Consider the following 19,354-nt stretch of genomic DNA (forward strand, 5'->3'; position numbering starts at 1 on the left):
AACATGCTCCGCCGTCGGAGCATTCCCGGCCTCGAAGCGTCCGCCGCCGTTTCGATAGCTCCTATGTGATTTATCGCGATTGCTTTCGGTAGTGGCCAAGATTAAGGATCACCTTCAAAAAAAATTTGAAAGTTGGCTAATGGACGTGGACGAATTAAATCTCTTCGTACGGATTGCTCAACTGCGCAGCATCAGTGCCGCAGCTCGCGACTTAGGTCTGACGCCTGCTGGCGCTAGCGCCAAACTGCTGGTTCTCGAGCGAAAACTCAGTGCAAGGCTCGTCCATCGCACCACACGGCAAGCAACTTTGACTGAAGACGGTCTAGCGTTCCTGCCGCATGCGGAACATATTGTCGGCGCTGCGGAGGCCGCCCGAGCGGCACTTGGGCGACAGCAGGCGGCGCCTCGCGGCACATTACGAATAGCGGCCCCCGCCTCGTTCGCGCGAATGCATATTGTGCCGGGTCTGGCTGACTTCTGCAGGCAATATCCCGACTTGGCACTTGATTTGCGCATTTCGGACAGCATCGTTGATCTGGTCGAGGGTGCCTTCGATGTGGCGGTTCGTTATACCGAGCTCAGCGATTCATCCTTTGTCGCGCGGCGGCTTGCTCCCGACAATCGGGTGCTGGTCGCGTCGCCCGAATATCTCGAAAAACACGGCCGGCCCAGCACGCCCGACGACCTGGCGGAACATACCTGCCTCGTCGTCGGCACGCTGGATCTTTGGACATTTCGAGGGGAAGGTTCGGTGGTGATCGAACGACGTGTTATTCCGAGTCTCCGCATCAATGACGGCACTGCAGTGCGCGATGCCGCTTCCGCCGGGCTGGGCATTGCGCTGATGGCCACGTGGTGCGCATCGGAAGAGCTACAGTCCGGCGCGCTGGTGCCGGTCCTTCCGAAGTATCCGCTGATCTCAACCCAGACGCTTTGGGCGCTGTATCCAAGTTCTCGCGAACTGGCACCGAAAGTGAGAGTGTTCATCGACTGGCTTGTCAATCGGTTCGGCAATCAACCCTACTGGGATAAAGGGCTGGAAAACATCCTCGATCACCGTCGATGATACGTGATTATTGTCCGGTTCCGATGCGCGCGCGAATACGAGTTCATGTGAAACCGTGCGGTTTTGGGCTTGAACGGCGGCGCTGCGCACGCATTCCAGATCGAGATCGCAACGGTGAAACTACCGAAGGCGACCCCTTGTTTTTGATCGTGCCGAGCCGCGACGGCGTCTTGCAACCGTGTCGGTCAAGCCCGCCTTGAGCCGTTGATTGTTGGTGAGGCGTCGAAATCGCTGCGGCTGGCGAAGCGAATTTTGCATTTCGCCCCGGCATTTTCAGGATGTGAAACCACCATCGGCCCGGATGTCGGCACCTGTTACAAACGAGGCTTCCGGACTTGCAAGGAATGCGACCACGCTCGCAATTTCCTGGGGCTTTCCATAGCGGCCCGCCGCGATACGCGAGATTTGCATAGCGGCAAACTCGCCATCAACAGGGTTCATGTCAGTGTCGGTTGGGCCTGGATGCACCGTGTTGACTGTGATGCCGCGTGGCCCGAGGTCATGAGCCAAACTCCGGTTGAAACCGGCGACGGCTCCTTTGGTGAGGCCGTATGCTGACAGCCCAGGCACCCCGGCATATTTCGTGATCGAACTGCCAATATGTATGATCCGGCCGCCATCCTTCATATGGCGTACGGCCTCCTGCGTGGCAACGAAAACGCCAGTTACGTTGATTGCGAGCATTGCCTGATAGTCATTGAAGGCGATTTCGTCGATCGGACCGGCAAAGGCAATACCGGCATTGTTCACCAAAATGTCGAGGCCGCCGAACTTATCGACCGTCGCGGCAACGGCAGCGCGTATCGCGTCCGGATCAGCGGCATCCGCGGCAATAGCCAGCGCGCGCGCGCCCGTTTTTTCTATGGCAACAGCAACTTCCTCAGCCTTCGCAGGTGATCCACGATAGGTGAAGGCAACCTGAGCGCCATCCGCTGCGAGACGCTGGGCGATTGATGCGCCGATAGATCGCGATCCACCGGTGACAAGTGCGATCTTTCCGCTCAGTTGAAGATATCGAGACGAGGTTAATTCAGTCATTTTTTCACTCCTTTTACGTGTCTGTGGAGTGATATATTTGCCCATCCCTGTCTTAGAATATTAGCATCATATCGGTTGGATCATCTTCAAGCATGTGTTGAATATGGGGTATTCGATGCAGTCAAACGACCACGGTTTTCAAAGAAGCTAACGGAACGTGTGGACATTAGCCGAGACTGCCTGCAAACCGGGCACTGAGGCGCTCGCGACGGAAATATTCAGTATAGAAGTCGATGAAAGCGCGTGTTTTTAGCGGTTGGAGCACTCGGCCAGAGTAGTAGAGCGAGATAGATCCGGCATCGGCATACCACTTCGGAAGGATACGTTCGAGCGCGCCACGTTCCATATGCGGCAGCACATCGGGTACGGCCAACAATGCAATGCCCAACCCCGCGATTGCCGCCTGCACCATGGGCGCGGCGTCGCTCATCACAATCGTCTCGTTGAGGAGCGCGCGCTCTTCACGTCCTTGAGCGTCCCGCATCATCCACTGCCTGATCCGGCCCGAATTCGAGGACCGCATCAAGATTCCGGCATGATCGGCCAGATCGGCAGGGCTAGCCGGCCGGCGACGTGCAGCAAAATAGCTGGGCGATGCGACCGCGATAACGTGCACGGGTGCGAGCGTCGTGGAAACGATGCCAGGATTGAGTTCGAAACCACCGCCGATCGCGGCGTCGAAACCCTCGGCGATAAGATCGACCTTGCGGCTGTCGAAATGCCAGTCAGGTCTGACGCCTGGATAACGGGCCAGAAAGTCGGGCAGTGCAGGGAGAACGTATCCCATGGCGAACGACAAACTCATGCTGAGCTTCAAAACGCCGACGGGCTCGCCCTTCGTTTGTGATGCCCCGTCGATTGCCCCCTGAAGGTGGTTCAGGCTGTCCCCTATGCTTGCCAGAAACGACTCCCCCGCCTCGGTCAGGGTCAACTTCCGCGTTGAGCGGTGAAACAGCCGTATACCGAGGTTGCGTTCCAGCATTGCAACATTCCGGCTGACTGCGGCCGGGGTGATCGAGAGACGCCGTGCAGCCCCAGAAAAGCTGCTCGCTTCTGCGCTTCGAACGAACGCTTCGAGGTTTGCCAGTGTCTCCATAAAACGTAACCTTCAAGCATTGATTGAAACTAAAACAATTCATCTATGACTTATGCTGCGTGTATTTGCCAGCCATATTCCAGTCAACAGCAAAAGCGGATTTCTGCAACGCCAACGGCATCAGGCCCAGGATGTAGCGGGAAAACCGATCGTCGCAGACAGAGTTCTCACGAACCGTAAAGGAGTGGGTGATGACAGTTGGAATTATCGGAGCCGGCAATATCGGGGGCGCATTTGCCACTGCGCTCGGCAAGGCAGGAATCGAAGCCGTGATCGCAAACAGCCGAGGACCGGAAAGCCTCACAGCGCTTGTTTCAAAACTTGGAAGCACAATCCGGGCTGGAAGCGTCCAAGAGGCCGCGGCGCAAGCCATCGTTCTCGTGGCAGTCCCGTGGTCAAAGATACCTGGCGCGCTCGCCGGTTTGAACTTCGGCGACAGGATCGTAATCGACGCCAACAACTCCATCGAAGCGCCGCTTTACAGGCCGGCGGACCTTGGCGGCCGCACCTCTACGGATATTTTCACCGCCCTTGTGCCAGGCGCGCGCGTCGTCAAGGCGTTCAACCATCTGATGCCAAAGCAACTGTCGGGCGACCCCCAATCGGAAGGGGGCAGGCGCGTCCTGTTTTACTCAGGCGACGATATGAGGGCGAAGGCTGAGGTCGCCGCCATCGTTAATCGCCTCGGCTTCTTCGGGATCGATCTCGGGGGGCTTGCGGTCGGCAGCCAGCTGCTTCAGTTCCCAGGCGGTCCCCTGCCCGCTCTCAATCTCGTCAAGTTCGACTGAACATCGCTGCGCTCCATCCGTCTGCAATCGAGCGCCGCGCACCATCTGAAACCCGGAGACAATATTGTGACAAGGTTCATTCAAATGCAGTCGGCGGGCGGACCGTCGGTTTTGCAGGTTATCGAGAAAGACCTGCGCGCGCCACGTGCCGGCGAGGTTAGGCTCATTCAAGACGCGATCGGCCTCAACTTCGTCGACACGATGATACGGAAAGGCCAGTATCCGATGGCGTTGCCTGCGGTTCCCGGTTTTGAAGCGGCCGGGACGATTACCGAAGTCGGATCCGGCGTCGAAGGGCTGTCGGCCGGCGATCGGGTCGCTTACTTCTTTTCGGAAGGCGCCTATGCTACCGAGAGGATCATTCCGACAGCGCCGCTCATCCGCCTGCCCGCCGATATCTCGAACGAGACTGCGGCGACCTTCCTGGCGAAGGGCGGGACGGCCTGGATGGGGATGCGTGGTCTCCACGATCTCAAATCCGCCGAGACGGTGCTGGTACTTGGGGCATCGGGAAGCGTAGGCGCTATCCTGTCTCGCTGGGCAAAGTCGCTGGGCGCAACAGTGATCGGCGTTGCCGGATCGCCGGACAAGTTCGACAAGGTCGCGGCCGGTGCCACGCATGCCTTCCACGCTGGCGAGCCAGACATCGCCGCCAAGATCCGTGCGATCGCACCTGACGGTGTCGACGTCGTCTATGATTTGGTCGGCCGGGCGACCTTTGCCCTGGGCGTGTCGAGTGTCCGGGATGGTGGCGTGATTGCCGCGATTGGAGCCGCAACGGGTCAGCCAGCGCCGGCCCCCGATCTTGTGCGACGGGGGGTAGATGTCCGTAGTGGTGGAACCCCTCAATATGTCAGGGGACCAGCAGTCCAAACCGCAACTTCCCAGCTATGGGATGCGCTGCGCTCAGGGATTTTCGATGATCTCGAAACCACCCGCTATCCGTTTAATGAGATAGCCCGAGCGCATGACGACATGGACAAGCGCCGCTTGAGCGGTCTGCCGGTCCTGATCGCTTGAACCGAAAATAATCGTACAGCGGCAGGCCGCACGATGCCCTCCGCAATTCGGCCGGGCGAACATTTCCCCTATCGATAATGAAAGGAATGATCGATGAGTGAACTAGCAGGTAAACGTGCGCTCGTGACTGGAGCGTCCCGCGGCATTGGCGCCGCGATAGCGATAGCTCTGGCAGAACAAGGCGCCGACGTTGCGATCACGTACGAACGCGCCGCTGATCGGGCAGCGCAAGTTGTCGCAACGATCAAAGGCAAAGGCCGCAAGGCGTTGGCTATCCAGGCTGATAGCATGGACCCAGAGGCGGTCAAGCGGTCGGTTGATCAAGCGGCGCAAGCGTTGGGTGGCCTCGACATCTTGGTGAACAATGCGGCTATCGCGATCTACAAGGATGTGGCGGATTTCACCGTTGCCGAGATCGATGCTCTTTTCGCTGTCAACGCTCGCTCCCCGATCCTGGCATCGCAAGCCGCTATGCCTTATCTTGGCAAAGGTGGCCGGATCGTCACAATCGGCTCCGCAGGCGCAGAACGCATTGTCGGACCATCGACTGTTTATTCAATGACCAAATCGGCACTTCAATCGTTTACCCGCGGTCTGGCGCGAGAACTTGGCCCCCGTGACATCACTGTCAATCTCATTCAGCCAGGATCAACCAACACGGAAATGAACCCGGCCGAGGGTGAGTTCGGAGATTTCCAGCGTGCCCTAATACCGCTCGGCCGGTACGGCGAGCCGGAGGATGTCGCGGCTGCGGTAACCTTCCTCGCATCCGGCGCGGCCCGACAAATCACCGGAACCATCCTGACCGTTGATGGCGGCACGCTGACCTGAACACACTCCCGCGGGTCCACGATTTAAACATAGGAGAGTGGGAGCTAACTGGATAATACCACCTACTAGCTCTCCTTTCTCATTCCACTATGCACCCATCATAGCGTGGTCGAACGGAGTGTAGGTCGCATGTCTTTCAAGAGCGGATCGGCCCGTCTCGCTGGGAATCGAGTCACAGCGGCGGACTCGCCGCCCTTTCGCCGCGCTTTGGGAGGCCACCCGGCGGCATCCTGGAGCAGCTTGGACGTCACAACGCTTCGATCACGGAGCTTGCCGAGAAATTCCACATTACCCTCACGGGCATGAAAAAAGCACGTCGGCGTCCAGAGCAAGCGAGCCTCGTCACCACGGAGAAAGTCGGCCGGGTGCGGATCTGCACGTTCGGCCTGCTCCGACTGGAGGAAAAAGGGGCATGGACCGAGAGGCAATATGCTGAGATTCGTGAATGAAGGAGTTCAACCATGTCACTGCGCCAGCCCGGCCAAGTTCGATTTCCCTTTCACTCACAATTGGCAAGGGACGACGGCTGTGGGGTTCGCGTCCTGCAAATGCTCACTGGCATGACCTATGATGAGGTCGCTCGGCTGGCCTATCGGCACGCCGATAAGAACCAGCGATTGGAGTGATATTCAAGGTGTGGCCGTCGTCCACGTCGATGAGGACCATTTCCTGCTCTATGACTCGGTCAGTCGTCTGTTTTACGATCCAAGAGAACCGGAGTGGCCGGCTGTGGTTACCAGCCATACTCCAACCAGCTATCTGACGGTTCAGCCTAGCGAACGTGCGCCGGATCGATGAAATGGCCACTTCGGGCTGATCTTGGTCAATAGGTCAGGTCGCGCCGGACGTCTGCTTTGCAGGTTTCTCGATGACAGCCCAAAGCGGACGATTTATGGCAAACCGAAAGGACCCTCCGTTGCCTGCGGTTTGGCACCCGCTACAGTCTCAGCGCGATGCGACCGTGCCGACCCGGATCTTGACCGGGGAAGGAAATGAATCGGAGGCAGCGGTTTGATTCAGAAGTGTCGTTCGATCATACTGTGAACTCCGCCGATCATCAGGCCGTGAACTCAGAAGCAGTCAGTTCTCCAGCTGCTTGCGAGGCTGATTTCCAATTGGAATTCCAAAACGGCAATACCCACTGCTATTCTTCACTACGCCATCACACATGCTTTCCAGCCATCATTCGCGTGCCAAGGCTTCTATCGGGTCCAGCTTTGCCGCGTTGCGGGCGGGAAGGAAGCCGAAGACAATTCCGATCAGGGTGGAGCAGGCGAAGGCCACAATGATGGAGCCAGAAGAGAAGATCATTTTGAAGTCGGGGCTCAGCAAATTAAAAAGAGCGCTGATCCCGAGGGCGAGCATCACTCCCATGAAGCCGCCGACAAGGCAGACCATGACGGCCTCGATCAGGAACTGGGAAAGGATGTCGCTGCGGCGCGCGCCAACGGCCACACGAACGCCGATCTCCCTGGTGCGCTCGGTCACGGAAACCAGCATGATATTCATCACGCCGATGCCGCCGACAATCAGCGAGATCACGGCGACTGACGAAATCAGCAGCGTCAGGGTTTGCGTGGTGGTCTCGATAGTCTCGCGAATGGTCGCCGAGTTGGTGAGGAAGAAGTCTTTCGCGCCATGCCGACGCTCGATAAGGCGTGAAACTGCGGCCTCGACATTGCCCGGGTCGACATCGTCTCTGATACGGACCGTTATGCCGTCGACGTTCGGACGACCCAGCATGCGGCCCATGACGGTTGTGTAAGGCGCATAAACGGTCAACGTATCAACCGCCGGGCCGAAGGAATTTTCCCGTTTCGTCACACCTACGACCCTCGCCGGCATTGTGCCCAGAAGGATGACCTGCCCCACCGGGTTTACCCGGTCTGGAAACAGGTCTCGCGCGGCGTTTGCATCGATCACTACATTCTGGCTGTAGGCAGTAACGTCCTGGGCGTCGAACAGTTGTCCATGCGCCAGCTCAAGACCCCGTACACGAAAGAAGTCGGCGCCAACGCCGGTGACTGACGCATTGACGGCCACGGCGGCGCGCTTGACAGTTACGCTCGTCGTGACGGCTGGTGTCACGCTGTCGACATAGGGCTGGTTCACCAGCGCTTCTGCATCGGCGGGAACCAGGGTCCGTATCTTGTCCGCTTCCAGATCGCCGAAGCCTTTACCGGCCCGCAACTCGATCGTGTTGGTGCCAAGCGAACTGATACTACTCAGGATTTGTTGCTGCGAACCGGCTCCCAGTGCCGAGATAGCCGCCACTGAGGCGATACCGATGATGATGCCGAGCATGGTCAGAAGCGAGCGCATCTTGTGCGCCCATATTGCCGCGCCCGCCATACGAAAAGCTTCGGCCATCCGGTCAATTGCACCACGCCAGCCAGCGCCCGGCGCGTGCTCGCGGATGGGACGGGCCGTCGCGGCGGATTTGGATATATTGCGCTCGTCGGAAATGATAACGCCGTCGCTGATCTCTACAACCCGATCCGCGTGTTCGGCGATCTTCTTGTCGTGAGTGACGAGAATGATGGTGTGCCCCTCGGCGTGAAGCTCGCGCAGGATCTTCATGACTTCGGCGCCACTGTGCGTATCCAGCGCTCCGGTCGGCTCGTCGGCCAGAATTATCTCGCCGCCGTTCATCAGGGCGCGGGCGATCGACACCCGCTGCTGCTGGCCGCCCGAAAGCTTGCCCGGGATATTGCCCGTCCGCTCGGCCAGACCCAGCCGGGTCAACAAGGAGATCGCTCGCTTGTGCCGGTCGGATCGGCTGCGTCCGGCATAAATGGCTGGTACCTCGACGTTGCTGGCCGCGCTGAGATCGCCAAGCAGAAGATAACGCTGGAAGATGAAACCAAAACGCTCACGGCGTAGCGCGGCCAGTTCGTCCACGGACATCTTCGAGGTCTCGCGTCCTTCGATCCAGTAGCTGCCGTCCGTCGGACGATCGAGGCAGCCAAGGATGTTCATCAGCGTCGACTTGCCGGAGCCAGACGCACCTATGATGGCCATCATCTCGCCGGCCTCGATGTCGAGGTCGACGTCTTTCAGCACCCGCACCATCTCGTCGCCTGCGGGGAAAGCGCGGGATACCCCACGTACGCGGATCAGTGGTTCCGTCATAGCGCGCCCTACCGCTTCGCCGCGGCCAGTTGAGCCTGGCCGTCCGTGCGTTCGTCCGTGGATGCTCCCAGGACGATGGTCTCGCCTGCCTGAAGACCGCTAAGGATCTGGATGTCCGCGCCGTTATCGATACCGACCTGGACCTGCCGGATCTGGACCTCGCCCACCGCGTCCAGTATCCGCATACGCGCCGTATCACCGGCCCGGGGCGCCCCTTCCACTGCGCTGAGCGGAACCAGCACGGCACCGCTGACGCGGCTCAAAACGATGGACACCTGGGCCGTCATGGAGGGCCGCAGGATCCCGTCCGCATTCGCCACATCGATCAGCCCGGTGTAATAGACCGCGCCATTGGTTGAGCTAATCCGGCTAGCAGTGGCGTTGCTCTCGTTGGCGATGGAAGCCGGGGCCGGTTCCACCTGTCGCAACTCCCCATCGAAACGGCGCTTCGGATCGCCAAGAATGCTGAACCAGACCGGCAGGCCCTGCCTGACACGCACGATGTCAGCCTCGGAGATATCCGCGCGCACCGTCATTGTGTCCAATCGCGCGATCATGACGATGGTCGGCGCGGTCTGCAGGGCATTCACGGTTTGTCCTTCGTCAGTGACGATCGCGACCACAGTGCCGGCGATTGGGGCAGTAATGCGGGTATAGTCCAGTTCTATACCCGCAGACTCCAGCGCGACCTGCGCTTGGGAGACCTGAGCGTCCAGCGACTGAACCTCGGCCCGCGCGGTGTCTCGCATGGCAACCGCAGCGTCATACTGGGCGCGCGGCGTGGAACCACCTGCCAGCAGGTCACGCTCACGCTCGAAATCCTTCTCGGCTTTCACCAGACCGGCGCGGCGCGCGGCGTGAACAGCGCGGATGTTCGCCAAAGCGGCCTCGCGGTCCCGCAAGGTGTTGCGCCGGGTCTGGGAATCGATCTCGGCCACCAATTGGCCCGCCTCGACGAGGTCACCGATCTTGACAGCCAGATGCTCAATGCGACCCGACGCCTGGGCGCCGACACGCACCAGCTCGAGCGGTTCGAGAACCCCGGTCGCCAGCACCACCTCTTCGATGTCACCCGTTCGCGCCTGCGCCGTCACCAGTTCAGGCTTCGCCGGCGGACGCAGAAAGAGGAGCCAGACGCCCAGCACACCGACAAGGGTTACCGCCGACAGGATGAGACGCTTGCGGGTGATGTTTCGTGTCATTTAGTCGTGGTCCAAGCTATTGAAATTTTCGGGCTTTCTCTGTCACGAGAGTTACCTGAAAATGACGGGGAGCGGTCGTGGGGCGTATCCGTTTGGCACGCGCTGTAAAACCAACCGGTCAGCACAGAATGCTTGCAATGGGGATGGCGTGCCAGCGATCGCCCGCCACACATCAAGCGATTGCGGCCGTGCCTAGCCAACATCGACGAACAAGATGCCTTGACCCGTTAGCGCAGGCATCGACCCCTACCGATGCTGGAAAATGCGCTTCTCGCGCCAGCGCACGGCAAATGTGCTGCCCTTGCCAGGAGCGGACGAAAGCTCAACATAGCCGCCGTGACGCGTCACGATCTCATTGACCATGCTGAGCCCCAGGCCCGCACCTGAGCCGTGAGGGCTGACCCGGTAGAACGGTTCGAATATGCGTGATTGCTTATCGCTGGCAATTCCGCAACCCTGATCGGCGACCATCACGCTACCGTCAGCCTCAATGCTCACTGATATCTGTCCTCTTCCACCTCCATATTGGACTGCGTTTCGAACCAGATTGACGAATGCACGCTCCAGTGCTTCGGCATCACCAGGAACGAACAGGTTCTCCGCGTCGCTATCAAAGGAAATCTCGTAGCCTTCAGAGATCGCCAGGGGAGCAAGATCGGCAACCACCTTCGACACAACGCTATTGAGATTGACAGGTGTATTCTGCTGAGGCTTCTGTCGGTACTTCTCGGTGTCGAGAAGCTGGTTCGCGATCGCCGTAAGTCGCTTGATGGCCGTCTGCAGGTGTGTCTTGTCCTCACCTGGTGAAAGCGTATCTATCCTCACCTGCAGGACAGCGATCGGCGTTCGAAGTTCATGCGCCGCGTTGACGAAGAAGCGCTCCGTTGCCTCGAAGCCACTATCGAGACGACGCAGCGCCCTGTTGATGTCGCGCACAAGTCGAAGCACTTCATTGGGCAGACCCCGCTCTTCCACCAGGGCGCCACGTGTGTCGAGATCGATCCTGTCGAGACGCGTGGTCAAATCGCTGAAGGATCGCAAAGCCCAGCGTGTGACAAACGGAGCGCCAATGAGCGAAATGGCGACGAGGATCAGCGCCGGAATACCGATGGCAAGGTTCCCCAACAGCACGGTCACACCATATTGAGACATCGAAACACCGCCAGCAAAAATCGTCGCCTCACCAGCCTGGGTGTCGAAACGCTCCATGCGGCCCACACTCAACGGATCATCTAGATCGCCATGAAGTTCGACACTTCTGAACGTCCGCAAGAATGACATGTTGTCGGCAATTTTCCCGGGAGGCACGCCATGTGCCAGAACGATATCTTTGCCGAGGTCTGCCACGAACCAAAGGTTAGGCGAGTCTTCCATAATCTCTTTAAGTTCAGCCGTTGGCATCAGACTTGCTCGGCCATTCGGCTCGAGACGGACTGAATCTGCGATTTCCTGAGACAGCCAGATGGACGTGATCGCCACATCAGGCTTGAGGCCGGAAAGGAGATAGAAAACCAGGCTGAGCGAGGCGATGACTGCACAGAGCTGCAGGACAATAAAACCGAAAGTGAAACGCCAGCGAAGGGAGGTGCTGGTCATCCTATTTCTGCTCATGAAGGTAGTAGCCTATGCCTCGAATGTTTTTGATAACGATGTTGGCCTCCGCTTCGCCAAGCTTTCGGCGCAGACGCGACATGTTGGATTCCAGTGAGTTCGACTGGATCTCATCGTCAAAGGAATAGACCTGACCCTCAAGGGACGAGCGCAACACGGTCCGACCACGGTTTCTCAGAAGCGTTTCGATGATCAGCAGTTCCCTGCGGGTGAGCGCAAGCCGGACGCCATTGACATGTACATCGCATGACACACGATTGTAGGTAACGTTTCCGGCAGCCAGGAGGGACGATCCCGTTGTCGGAGCCCTCCTCAGCACAGCGCTCATTCTCGCGACCAGTTCGGGGATTTCGAAGGGCTTTGGTAAATAATCATCAGCGCCGTCATTCAGCCCGGATATACGCTCGTCGGTGGACCTCAGAGCGGAGATGATGATCGATCGCGTGTTTGAACCTGCGCCACGCAAATCCGCAAGGAAGGTACTGCCATCACCATCAGGCAGTTGCCGGTCGATAAGGACGATATCGTAGTCCGCCATGGCGATTGCTTCCCGCGCCGTTGCCAGATCGCCAACCGCATCAAGAACGATGCCATGCTGCGAAAGGGCCACCCTCAAGGCATCCGTCATTTCTGGATCGTCTTCGATAAGTAGAAGTTTCATAGTGGCCTGATCGTGCAAGTTCCGGACAGCTGTTCTCAAGAATTCTAGCAGCAAATATGTACGTTTCAGATAAACTTGACTGCCATGACCGACTGGCCGCGAATCGGCAGTCCAGATTGCCCGGCACCGGGGAACCGAAACCTGCCCGGTATCCAGCTGGCTTTTAGCCCCCCCGTCGCCAAGGCCAGCTCCTTATCGGCAGCGGCCGTAGTTATCCCGATATCTGCAACCGTAGTCGCGCCGGTCCCGATGTTCCCAGCGATCGCGGCGGTTCCTGTCGTTTCGTTCACTGATGTTCCCAATGACCGCCCCTCCCGCACCACCCGCGGCGGCTCCCACTGCAGCACCTTCCCAGGTGCCGCTTGCCAACCCACCGATGATAGCGCCGCTCGCCGCACCAATGCCGGCGCCCTTTTCCGTCTGGCTGCATGCTGTCAGCGTCAAGCAAACGAGTACGCCTGAAATGATCTTTTTCATGTCTGTCCTTTCGAGCCATTACCGCTACGGTCGCCCGTCGACCGTTGAGACACACCAAGGCTGAGATGTATGGACACCGAAAATTACGTGGAAGTTACGCAGAACTTTCGGCATCAACCGGTTGAAAGCGCAAATTCGTGTAGGATGCGCGTCTTCGCGATAAGTCATTCTCAGGCAACTCCGCCCCGCCTACTCGATAGGGTCCGACGTCGCCCTGTTCATCACTGCGTTTGAGGAGGGTGGGTCGAAATGACTGGAGCAGAACTTTGCCGACGTTCTCATACAGGGATTAACGGCGGTTCAGGACCGCTTCCACGCGCGGCCGGCCCGAAACCCGCCAGTCCGTTTCCCAACCCAACTCACTGACTGTAGTTCATTATGCGGACGGCGCGTTCCGGAATATTCAGTAGAAAACCGAGTGATCAGAATGAGGGCGCAAAGCAGTCGTAAAGCTTGCCTGTAGATGTGTTTGAACGCTGCTTTTGCTCTTGAGATCCCATCAGGGGTGAGTAGCGGCCTGCACCGTGGCAGAGTGAGGTCGCTAGAAAACTCTCTGGAGGCCAACCATGCCGATGACAGCAGATCAATCTCAAGCGCCGACCGCCACTCTCGTCGATCCTGGCGCAATTTTCATCTCCTTGGAATTAAGCAAGTCGGCCTTGCTGGTGACAGCTCTGTCGCCTTGTAACGAGAAGATGTCTCGCCACACCGTGGCGGGAGGTGATTTAATTGGCCTGTCGAATGCTTCGCTGCGCTTCGCCAGAAAGCAAAACGGCGGAAGGACAGACTGTACCCGTTGGTCGTAATTCAGGAAGCCGGACTGGATGGCTTCTGGCTAGGCCGGGTACTCGACAAGGAAACCTCGATAGAAAGCCACATCGCCGTGCCGCGTCGACATCGTCGAGCGAAGACTGATCGTCTTGATGGAGAAACTCTAATCCGCGCGTTGATTGCATGGAAACGTGGCGAGCCGCGGGCCTGCTCAATGGTGAAGCTTCTCTCGCCCGAGGAAGAAGACAACCGACGGATTGGACGGGAGCGGAAAACGCTGATTGCGAAGCGTGTCTTCCACGTCGATCGGATAAAGGGTCTGCTGTTCACACAAGGAATACGGGAGTATGAGCCCGTCAATCGGGATCGACGGCAGCGTCTGGACGAGCTTCGGACAGGCGATGGACGTCCGCTATCAAAACACCTGAAGGCCGAAGTCTGTAGAGCTTGACCGGCTCGAACTGATACTCACACAGATCAAAGCTGTCGAAGCCGAGCGAGATGCCTTGATCGTTCAGGAGACGCCGGAAACGCCGAAAGAAGCGGCCGCTCTCTTGGGCATCCGAGGAATTGGGCCTGAAATTGCTACAATACTGTACACGGAAGGCCTGTTCCGCCACTTCGACAACCGGCGCCAAATCGCATCGTATGCAGGCCTTGCCCCCTCCCCCTGGCAAAGCGGTAACGTCAATCGCGAGCAGGGCGTGTCAAAAGCCGGAGATCCACGTCCAAGAGCAACCATGGTCGAGCTCGCATGGCTGTGGTTACGGCACCAACCGACCTCAACGCTATCTTGCTGGTTTAAGAAGCGTATCGCACAAAACGGCGGCCGTTTGAAAAAGCCGATGATTGTGGCACTGGCTCGCAAGCTGCTCGTTGCACTGTGGGAATACATGAGCTCCGGCGTCGTGATCGAAGGTGCAATCATGAAAACTCCCTGAGGCGGGAAGTGCCTGTGATACGAGAATTCAAATCCTCAGGGTGTGATCAGCCCTGACGGATCCAGGTGATCGGACCGGGATTCCGTTTGGCTAAGAGCCGGTCTTGAGATTGGTCCCGTTCTCCTGAACCCGCGCCCGCGAAAGCGGGAAATTGGTGCTGCCGTCTGGAGCGGCGACCGTATGTGAGGTTGTACAGGCTCGATAGCGAGCCGGTAAAGCGATGGGCTCAGACCATGGATCCGCTAAAAAAGGACGCTTTGCGATGACAACAAAAATGAACCGTTGACAAAAAACCTGATGTGAAAGGAATCGAACAATCGTCCACGTAGATAATAACGTTGGTGGAGTTCATTAAACTAGCAACAGTTTATTTCTGCAATGACAGCGAGTACCGGGTATGCCGACGTTCGCCCGTGCGCGTCAGCGCACCGATCTCCACGAGCTGCTGAAGGTCGCGTGTTGCTGTAGCGCGGGATGTGTCTGTGATCGAAATGTAGTTTTCGGCACTTAGCCCCCCTTTGAAGCCAGCCGTGCCTTCCTTGAAGATGCGCGCGACTGCCTTTTCCTGCCGCTCGTTCAACTGGCCTCGAAAACGATCATAGAATTTTGCTTTCTGAATGAAGAAATCTATGCGCTCAAGCGTCGCCCGTTGAGCATCCAGGATAGTTTCTGAAAAGAAAATGATCCAGTCGGTGATATCAAGCGTGCGCTGGTGCCGCTCAAGCTCGGAGTAGTAGGCCTTCCGGCTCTTCTCGATTGTGAAGGCGAGTGAAATGAGGCTTGGCTGCCCTATGTTTTGCGCCAGGGATTTCTCAGCGAGCGCGCGCCCAATTCGGCCGTTGCCATCCTCAAATGGGTGTATACTTTCAAAATAAAGATGGCCTACTGCTGCGCGCGTTAAAGCTTGAAGCGACGTTTGACCATTTGGCCCGGATTGATTGAACCATGCGATGAAGGTCTCCATCTCCGTGGCAACCTGGCGTGACGGGGGAGCCTCGAAGTGGATTGTCGGCTTATCCAATCGACCCGACACGATCTGCATGGCGTCTTCATGCTTGCGGTAAGCACCAACTGTTTCAATATATCGATTTCCGGCCATCAGCATTGAATGCCAGTGGAACAGGCCCTCATGATGCAGCGGCTTATGCCAGCTTCGATATACGTCCGCCATCATCTCTGCGATCCCCCGCTCCTGGGGGCGAATCTGTCTATCATCAGTGTTCAGCCCGAACTGTCGGCGGAGTGATGACTGGACACTCATGCGGTCAAGAAATTCCCCCTCAATCTCTGAGGTCTTGACCGCTTCGTCGCTCAGCAACTCAATGCGAAGCTGGTTGCTGTCGTCCTCGCTGAAATGTCGAACAGCACCGATAACCTCGCCGGCGGACTGCAGGAATTTCTGCTCCAACGGTACCATGCTTGCGGTGTCGTATCTGAAGTTTGGCCAATCAGTGTTTTGCCAGTTCCATTTCATGAGTTATAGCATCCCTCTCTATAACTCATAATTATTGCCATAAATGAGCTATTGCAAGCCAATCTATCGCTCAGCGCCACAAGCTGCGACTTTCCATTCAAGACGCAGCAATCGACAGGTAACCTCTTGCCCTAAACATATTTTGTTAACGGGCGCCCCCTATTTCCGCTCGCCCTCGGCACTGGTGCCGAGAGAAACGGAATGAGCATGACCAAACACGACCTTTCATCACGTCATTTTCAGCGAAAAATTTCGGAATTCTGCGAGCTTCGCATCGCTCCGATCGCACCCGGGCGAGTGTTGGAGAATATACGGCCTTATCTGGCCAGTTTGATCATCTACCGGAAATCGCCCCCGCTCCTGAATGGCCATATCGACTGGACGATGATCAATCAGGCCTGTGGGATCGAAGCCGAGCTGACGGCAGAACTGAAAAAGCAACTCCGGCCAGGCCTGGATGCAATCATCCGCTGGCTCGGCGCACCACCAGCGGCCGAAGAACGACGACCGCCAAAGCCGACAGTTAGCTCAGGCAAAATGGCGCCCGCCAAGAAGGCAGCTTCCGCCCGCTCCGCCCGACAGCCACAACGCGCGGCGACCGACAGCGCCTTTACCCGGTCCGCCTCGCCACAACGCGGGCCTGCACCAAAAGCGATAAGCCCTTTCCCAGAAGCACTATTTGAAGCGACAGAAGATCCGGCGAGCTTTCAGGACGCTTTAGTCTACCATATGCGCCGGTTCGGTGACACATATTGGCAGCTCCAGCAGAACGACGGGGTGCCGGCCTCGGTGTCGCCTCGGGGCTGGTCTACCCGGGCGTCGGCCCCGAGGTCGCGATGCTACACGAACAAGGTCGGATCAGCGTCACGGCGATCTCTGACGACGAGGTCATTGGCACCTTCTTTCGCATATCCATTGTCGATTATCGCACGAATTTGACCCGCTTTTCCGTTTCAGACGGATCCGCCCACACTGCAAGAAGATTTTTTCGATCAACACCATAAATGCAACTAGGTGGTACAACGCAAAAAGAAAGAGTGGCGCAAATCTAGCTGAAACTCAACAGTCGCAATGAAAGAGACGATAGTAAAAACAATCAAACGCATAAAATGACCTTGGACCAACCGGCAGAACGAATAGCTTCTATCTATCATGGATGACACATGCGTGGCATCGTTTGAGGTGCGGCGGCACAAACGCCGAATACGGGCGAAAAACACGGTTTCCCGCATTGACTTTAAGTAACGGTGAATCAAAAGCTTGGGGGCCTAACAGAGGAGAACACTGATGGCCGACGAAACCACGATTGAAGCATCTGCCGCGACAGAAACGCCGGCCCCTACCCCCGCTGAGAAGAAGACGCGCAAGCCACGGACGCCGAAAGCTGTCGCAGAAGCCAGCACCGTCGATGCTACCTCTGCACCGGTAGAAAAGCCGGCCAAGAAGACACGTGCCAAGCGCGGCTCCAAAGTGGTTCCGGTCAAGGCGGAAAAGACGGTTGCCACACCGAAGGCGGCCTCCAGTCGCACGCCCCGCGTTGCGGCAGTTTCTTCCGCTCCGGTCGCTACCTCCGTTGACGTCATCGACGATATCGCCGACCTCATCAAGCTTGAGGAAGAGAACAAACAGCTTCGCAAGGAACTCTCTGAGAAGCTTCGCGCAGAGAATGCAGATCTGCGCAAGCGCCTTGGCAAGGCCTGAATTCTGGTTTGACCGGCGCCACGTACTTTCATGCGATGGCGCCGCCGATCTTTCGTATGATTGACCCGAGATCAATGCGGTTTTGGTGACAATGAATGACCGCGGCTGTTTCCCCTGCCGCCATGCTTTGAAGGTAATGTGATGAGAACACCATGGAGATTTGTGGCTGACCTGGTGTCGCGTAAACCGAAGCCAGAGAGCCCTGCAGTCGCGGCGAAAACAATTGCTCTCGAATACAGACCCGCCCCCGAAGAGGAACACCCGGGCATCGAACCAGCGGCGCCCGACCACTCCGCTGAGTCCGACTCCGCGGCGCAAGTCGAGGCAAACCTGCCCGCCCAAGATACTGGCTCAACGGACATCGAAACGGCGACACCAGTTGCAGCGAAAGCTACCGCAGTCGCGGCCAGTATCGAGGAGAACGCGGCCCTCTTTACCTCGCAACCGTCTGAGGAAGAAGCGCCAGCTCCCACGCTGACTGAAGTTGCCGAAACACTGGTGACGGCAGCACCGTCACGCCAAAAGAAGATTAAGCCGATTGTGGAGCCTGCGGTTTCTGCCTCCCAAACCGACGAGGTCGCTACTGCCGCTCCTTCCGGGCCAAAATCATTCATGGATGAGATGGCCGACCTCGACGCTGAGGTCGACGCCTTGCGGCGTCAGCTTGCAAAGAAGCTCATCGAGCAGAACGCGCAATTGCGCAGGATGCTCGCCAAGTTCGACGGGCGCTAGGGTCAGGACTCGTTGATCACAGCCAGAAGATGACGGTTGCGGCCAGAGCGAGGGCGGAGAAGAAGACAGTCGGACATCGGTCGTACCGGGTGGCGACGCTGCGCCAATCCTTGAGGCGACCGAACATGATCTCGATGCGGTTGCGGCGCGTGTATCGACGCTTGTCGTATTTGACCGGCAGGGACCGGGATGTGCGCCCGGGAATGCAGGGTTTAATACCCTTCTGCTGCAGGGCATCCCTGAACCAGTCGGCGTCATATCCACGGTCGGCCAGCATCCACTGCGCCTTGGGCAGATCATCGAGCAGGGCAGCTGCGCCGGTATAATCGCTTATCTGACCGGCGGTTATGAAGAAGCTGAGCGGTCGACCATTCGCATCGGCGAGAGCATGCAACTTCGTGTTCATGCCGCCCTTGGTGCGCCCGATTAACCGCCCAAGCCCCCCTTTTCTAATCGCAGGCTTGAGGCCGTGCGATGCGCCTTCAAATAGGTTGCGTCAGTCATGACGGTCTTCGGATCTGCGCTCTCGACGGCAAGACCTTCCATCACCCGGCCAAACACGCCCATAACACCCCAACGCTTCCAACGGTTATAGAGCGTCTTGTGCGGCCCGTACTCCCGGGGTGCATCCCGCCACCGCAAGCCATTGCGATTGACAAAAATGATCCCGCTCAGAACACGGCGGTCATCAACCCGAGGCTTGCCGTGGCTCTTGGGAAAATACGGCGCAAGCCGCGCCATTTGCTCATCTGTCAGCCAATAAAGGTCGCTCATGATCAGTCTCCTTGCGGGGCCTGAATCACATCCGACGCA

Annotated in this window: 15 protein-coding genes and 4 pseudogenes; 10 read left to right on the forward strand and 9 right to left on the reverse strand. The window is 57.9% G+C overall.

Annotated features, from left to right (window positions below; translation table 11 throughout):
* The first annotated feature begins 91 nt into the window (after positions 1-91).
* Positions 92-1,066, forward strand: a complete 975-nt coding sequence (locus tag QRN60_RS24405) for a LysR family transcriptional regulator (protein ID WP_236731815.1) — start codon at positions 92-94, stop codon at positions 1,064-1,066.
* Positions 1,067-1,339: 273 nt separating this feature from the next.
* Here QRN60_RS24405 and QRN60_RS24410 read toward each other — a convergent pair whose 3' ends face one another.
* Positions 1,340-2,104, reverse strand: a complete 765-nt coding sequence (locus QRN60_RS24410; RefSeq protein WP_111785309.1) for a 3-oxoacyl-ACP reductase family protein — start codon at positions 2,102-2,104, stop codon at positions 1,340-1,342.
* A gap of 166 nt (positions 2,105-2,270) precedes the next feature.
* The gene (locus tag QRN60_RS24415) at positions 2,271-3,200 is read right to left on the reverse strand and encodes a LysR family transcriptional regulator (RefSeq protein WP_111785308.1); all 930 of its coding nucleotides are present in this window, start codon (positions 3,198-3,200) and stop codon (positions 2,271-2,273) included.
* Positions 3,201-3,379: 179 nt separating this feature from the next.
* Here QRN60_RS24415 and QRN60_RS24420 point away from each other — a divergent pair.
* The 5 genes and pseudogenes from QRN60_RS24420 to QRN60_RS24440 form a co-directional block, all read left to right on the forward strand.
* Positions 3,380-3,988, forward strand: a pseudogene (locus tag QRN60_RS24420) (NADPH-dependent F420 reductase); the annotation flags it as partial.
* A gap of 66 nt (positions 3,989-4,054) precedes the next feature.
* On the forward strand, positions 4,055-5,008 hold the full coding sequence (locus QRN60_RS24425; RefSeq protein ID WP_284767126.1) for a zinc-binding dehydrogenase: 954 nt from the start codon (positions 4,055-4,057) through the stop codon (positions 5,006-5,008).
* A 93-nt stretch (positions 5,009-5,101) separates the two neighbouring features.
* Positions 5,102-5,839 carry an SDR family NAD(P)-dependent oxidoreductase gene (locus tag QRN60_RS24430; RefSeq protein WP_111785305.1) on the forward strand — a complete coding sequence of 246 codons (738 nt, stop codon included), beginning with the start codon at positions 5,102-5,104 and terminating at the stop codon, positions 5,837-5,839.
* Between the two features lie 160 nt (positions 5,840-5,999).
* A pseudogene (locus tag QRN60_RS24435) lies at positions 6,000-6,261 on the forward strand (ArsR family transcriptional regulator); the annotation flags it as partial.
* A gap of 39 nt (positions 6,262-6,300) precedes the next feature.
* Positions 6,301-6,465 (forward strand): hypothetical protein, encoded by a 165-nt coding sequence (locus QRN60_RS24440; RefSeq protein ID WP_162690975.1) that lies wholly within the window; start codon positions 6,301-6,303, stop codon positions 6,463-6,465.
* A 556-nt stretch (positions 6,466-7,021) separates the two neighbouring features.
* Here the strand turns inward: QRN60_RS24440 and QRN60_RS24445 are convergent.
* From QRN60_RS24445 to QRN60_RS24465, 5 genes are all read right to left on the reverse strand, one after another.
* Positions 7,022-8,971, reverse strand: a complete 1,950-nt coding sequence (locus tag QRN60_RS24445) for a MacB family efflux pump subunit (protein ID WP_112212304.1) — start codon at positions 8,969-8,971, stop codon at positions 7,022-7,024.
* An 8-nt stretch (positions 8,972-8,979) separates the two neighbouring features.
* Positions 8,980-10,173 (reverse strand): efflux RND transporter periplasmic adaptor subunit, encoded by a 1,194-nt coding sequence (locus tag QRN60_RS24450; RefSeq protein WP_111785434.1) that lies wholly within the window; start codon positions 10,171-10,173, stop codon positions 8,980-8,982.
* 246 nt (positions 10,174-10,419) lie between these two features.
* Positions 10,420-11,769: a sensor histidine kinase gene (locus tag QRN60_RS24455; protein ID WP_060726514.1), complete on the reverse strand. Its 1,350-nt coding sequence runs from the start codon at positions 11,767-11,769 to the stop codon at positions 10,420-10,422.
* Between the two features lies 1 nt (position 11,770).
* Entirely contained in the window at positions 11,771-12,445 is a 675-nt protein-coding gene (locus QRN60_RS24460; RefSeq protein ID WP_060726513.1) for a response regulator, read from the reverse strand.
* Between the two features lie 192 nt (positions 12,446-12,637).
* Complete coding sequence (locus tag QRN60_RS24465) at positions 12,638-12,922, reverse strand: YMGG-like glycine zipper-containing protein (protein ID WP_077998830.1); 285 nt, start codon at positions 12,920-12,922, stop codon at positions 12,638-12,640.
* 566 nt (positions 12,923-13,488) lie between these two features.
* Between QRN60_RS24465 and QRN60_RS24470 the strand changes: the two are divergent.
* Positions 13,489-14,634: pseudogene (locus QRN60_RS24470) on the forward strand (IS110 family RNA-guided transposase).
* Between the two features lie 367 nt (positions 14,635-15,001).
* Here the strand turns inward: QRN60_RS24470 and QRN60_RS24475 are convergent.
* A complete protein-coding gene (locus QRN60_RS24475; RefSeq protein ID WP_111785432.1) occupies positions 15,002-16,108 on the reverse strand; it encodes a Fic family protein in 1,107 nt (368 codons plus the stop codon).
* A 201-nt stretch (positions 16,109-16,309) separates the two neighbouring features.
* Between QRN60_RS24475 and QRN60_RS24480 the strand changes: the two are divergent.
* The 3 genes and pseudogenes from QRN60_RS24480 to QRN60_RS24490 all read left to right on the forward strand — a co-directional run.
* Positions 16,310-16,870, forward strand: a pseudogene (locus QRN60_RS24480) (hypothetical protein); the annotation flags it as partial.
* A 525-nt stretch (positions 16,871-17,395) separates the two neighbouring features.
* A complete protein-coding gene (locus tag QRN60_RS24485; protein ID WP_060726510.1) occupies positions 17,396-17,809 on the forward strand; it encodes a hypothetical protein in 414 nt (137 codons plus the stop codon).
* Positions 17,810-17,971: 162 nt separating this feature from the next.
* Positions 17,972-18,541 (forward strand): hypothetical protein, encoded by a 570-nt coding sequence (locus tag QRN60_RS24490; protein ID WP_060726509.1) that lies wholly within the window; start codon positions 17,972-17,974, stop codon positions 18,539-18,541.
* Between the two features lie 16 nt (positions 18,542-18,557).
* On the opposite strand, the gene QRN60_RS24495 is transcribed toward QRN60_RS24490, so the two are convergent.
* A protein-coding gene (locus tag QRN60_RS24495; protein WP_111785430.1) for an IS5 family transposase occupies positions 18,558-19,315 on the reverse strand; the annotation gives its coding sequence in 2 pieces (ribosomal slippage) (positions 18,558-18,979 and positions 18,979-19,315; 759 coding nt in all).
* Positions 19,316-19,354 lie beyond the last annotated feature (39 nt).

Origin of the sequence: Agrobacterium sp. CFBP2214 (assembly GCF_030209895.1) — a bacterium.
In the GTDB taxonomy this organism is placed as follows: domain Bacteria; phylum Pseudomonadota; class Alphaproteobacteria; order Rhizobiales; family Rhizobiaceae; genus Agrobacterium; species Agrobacterium radiobacter.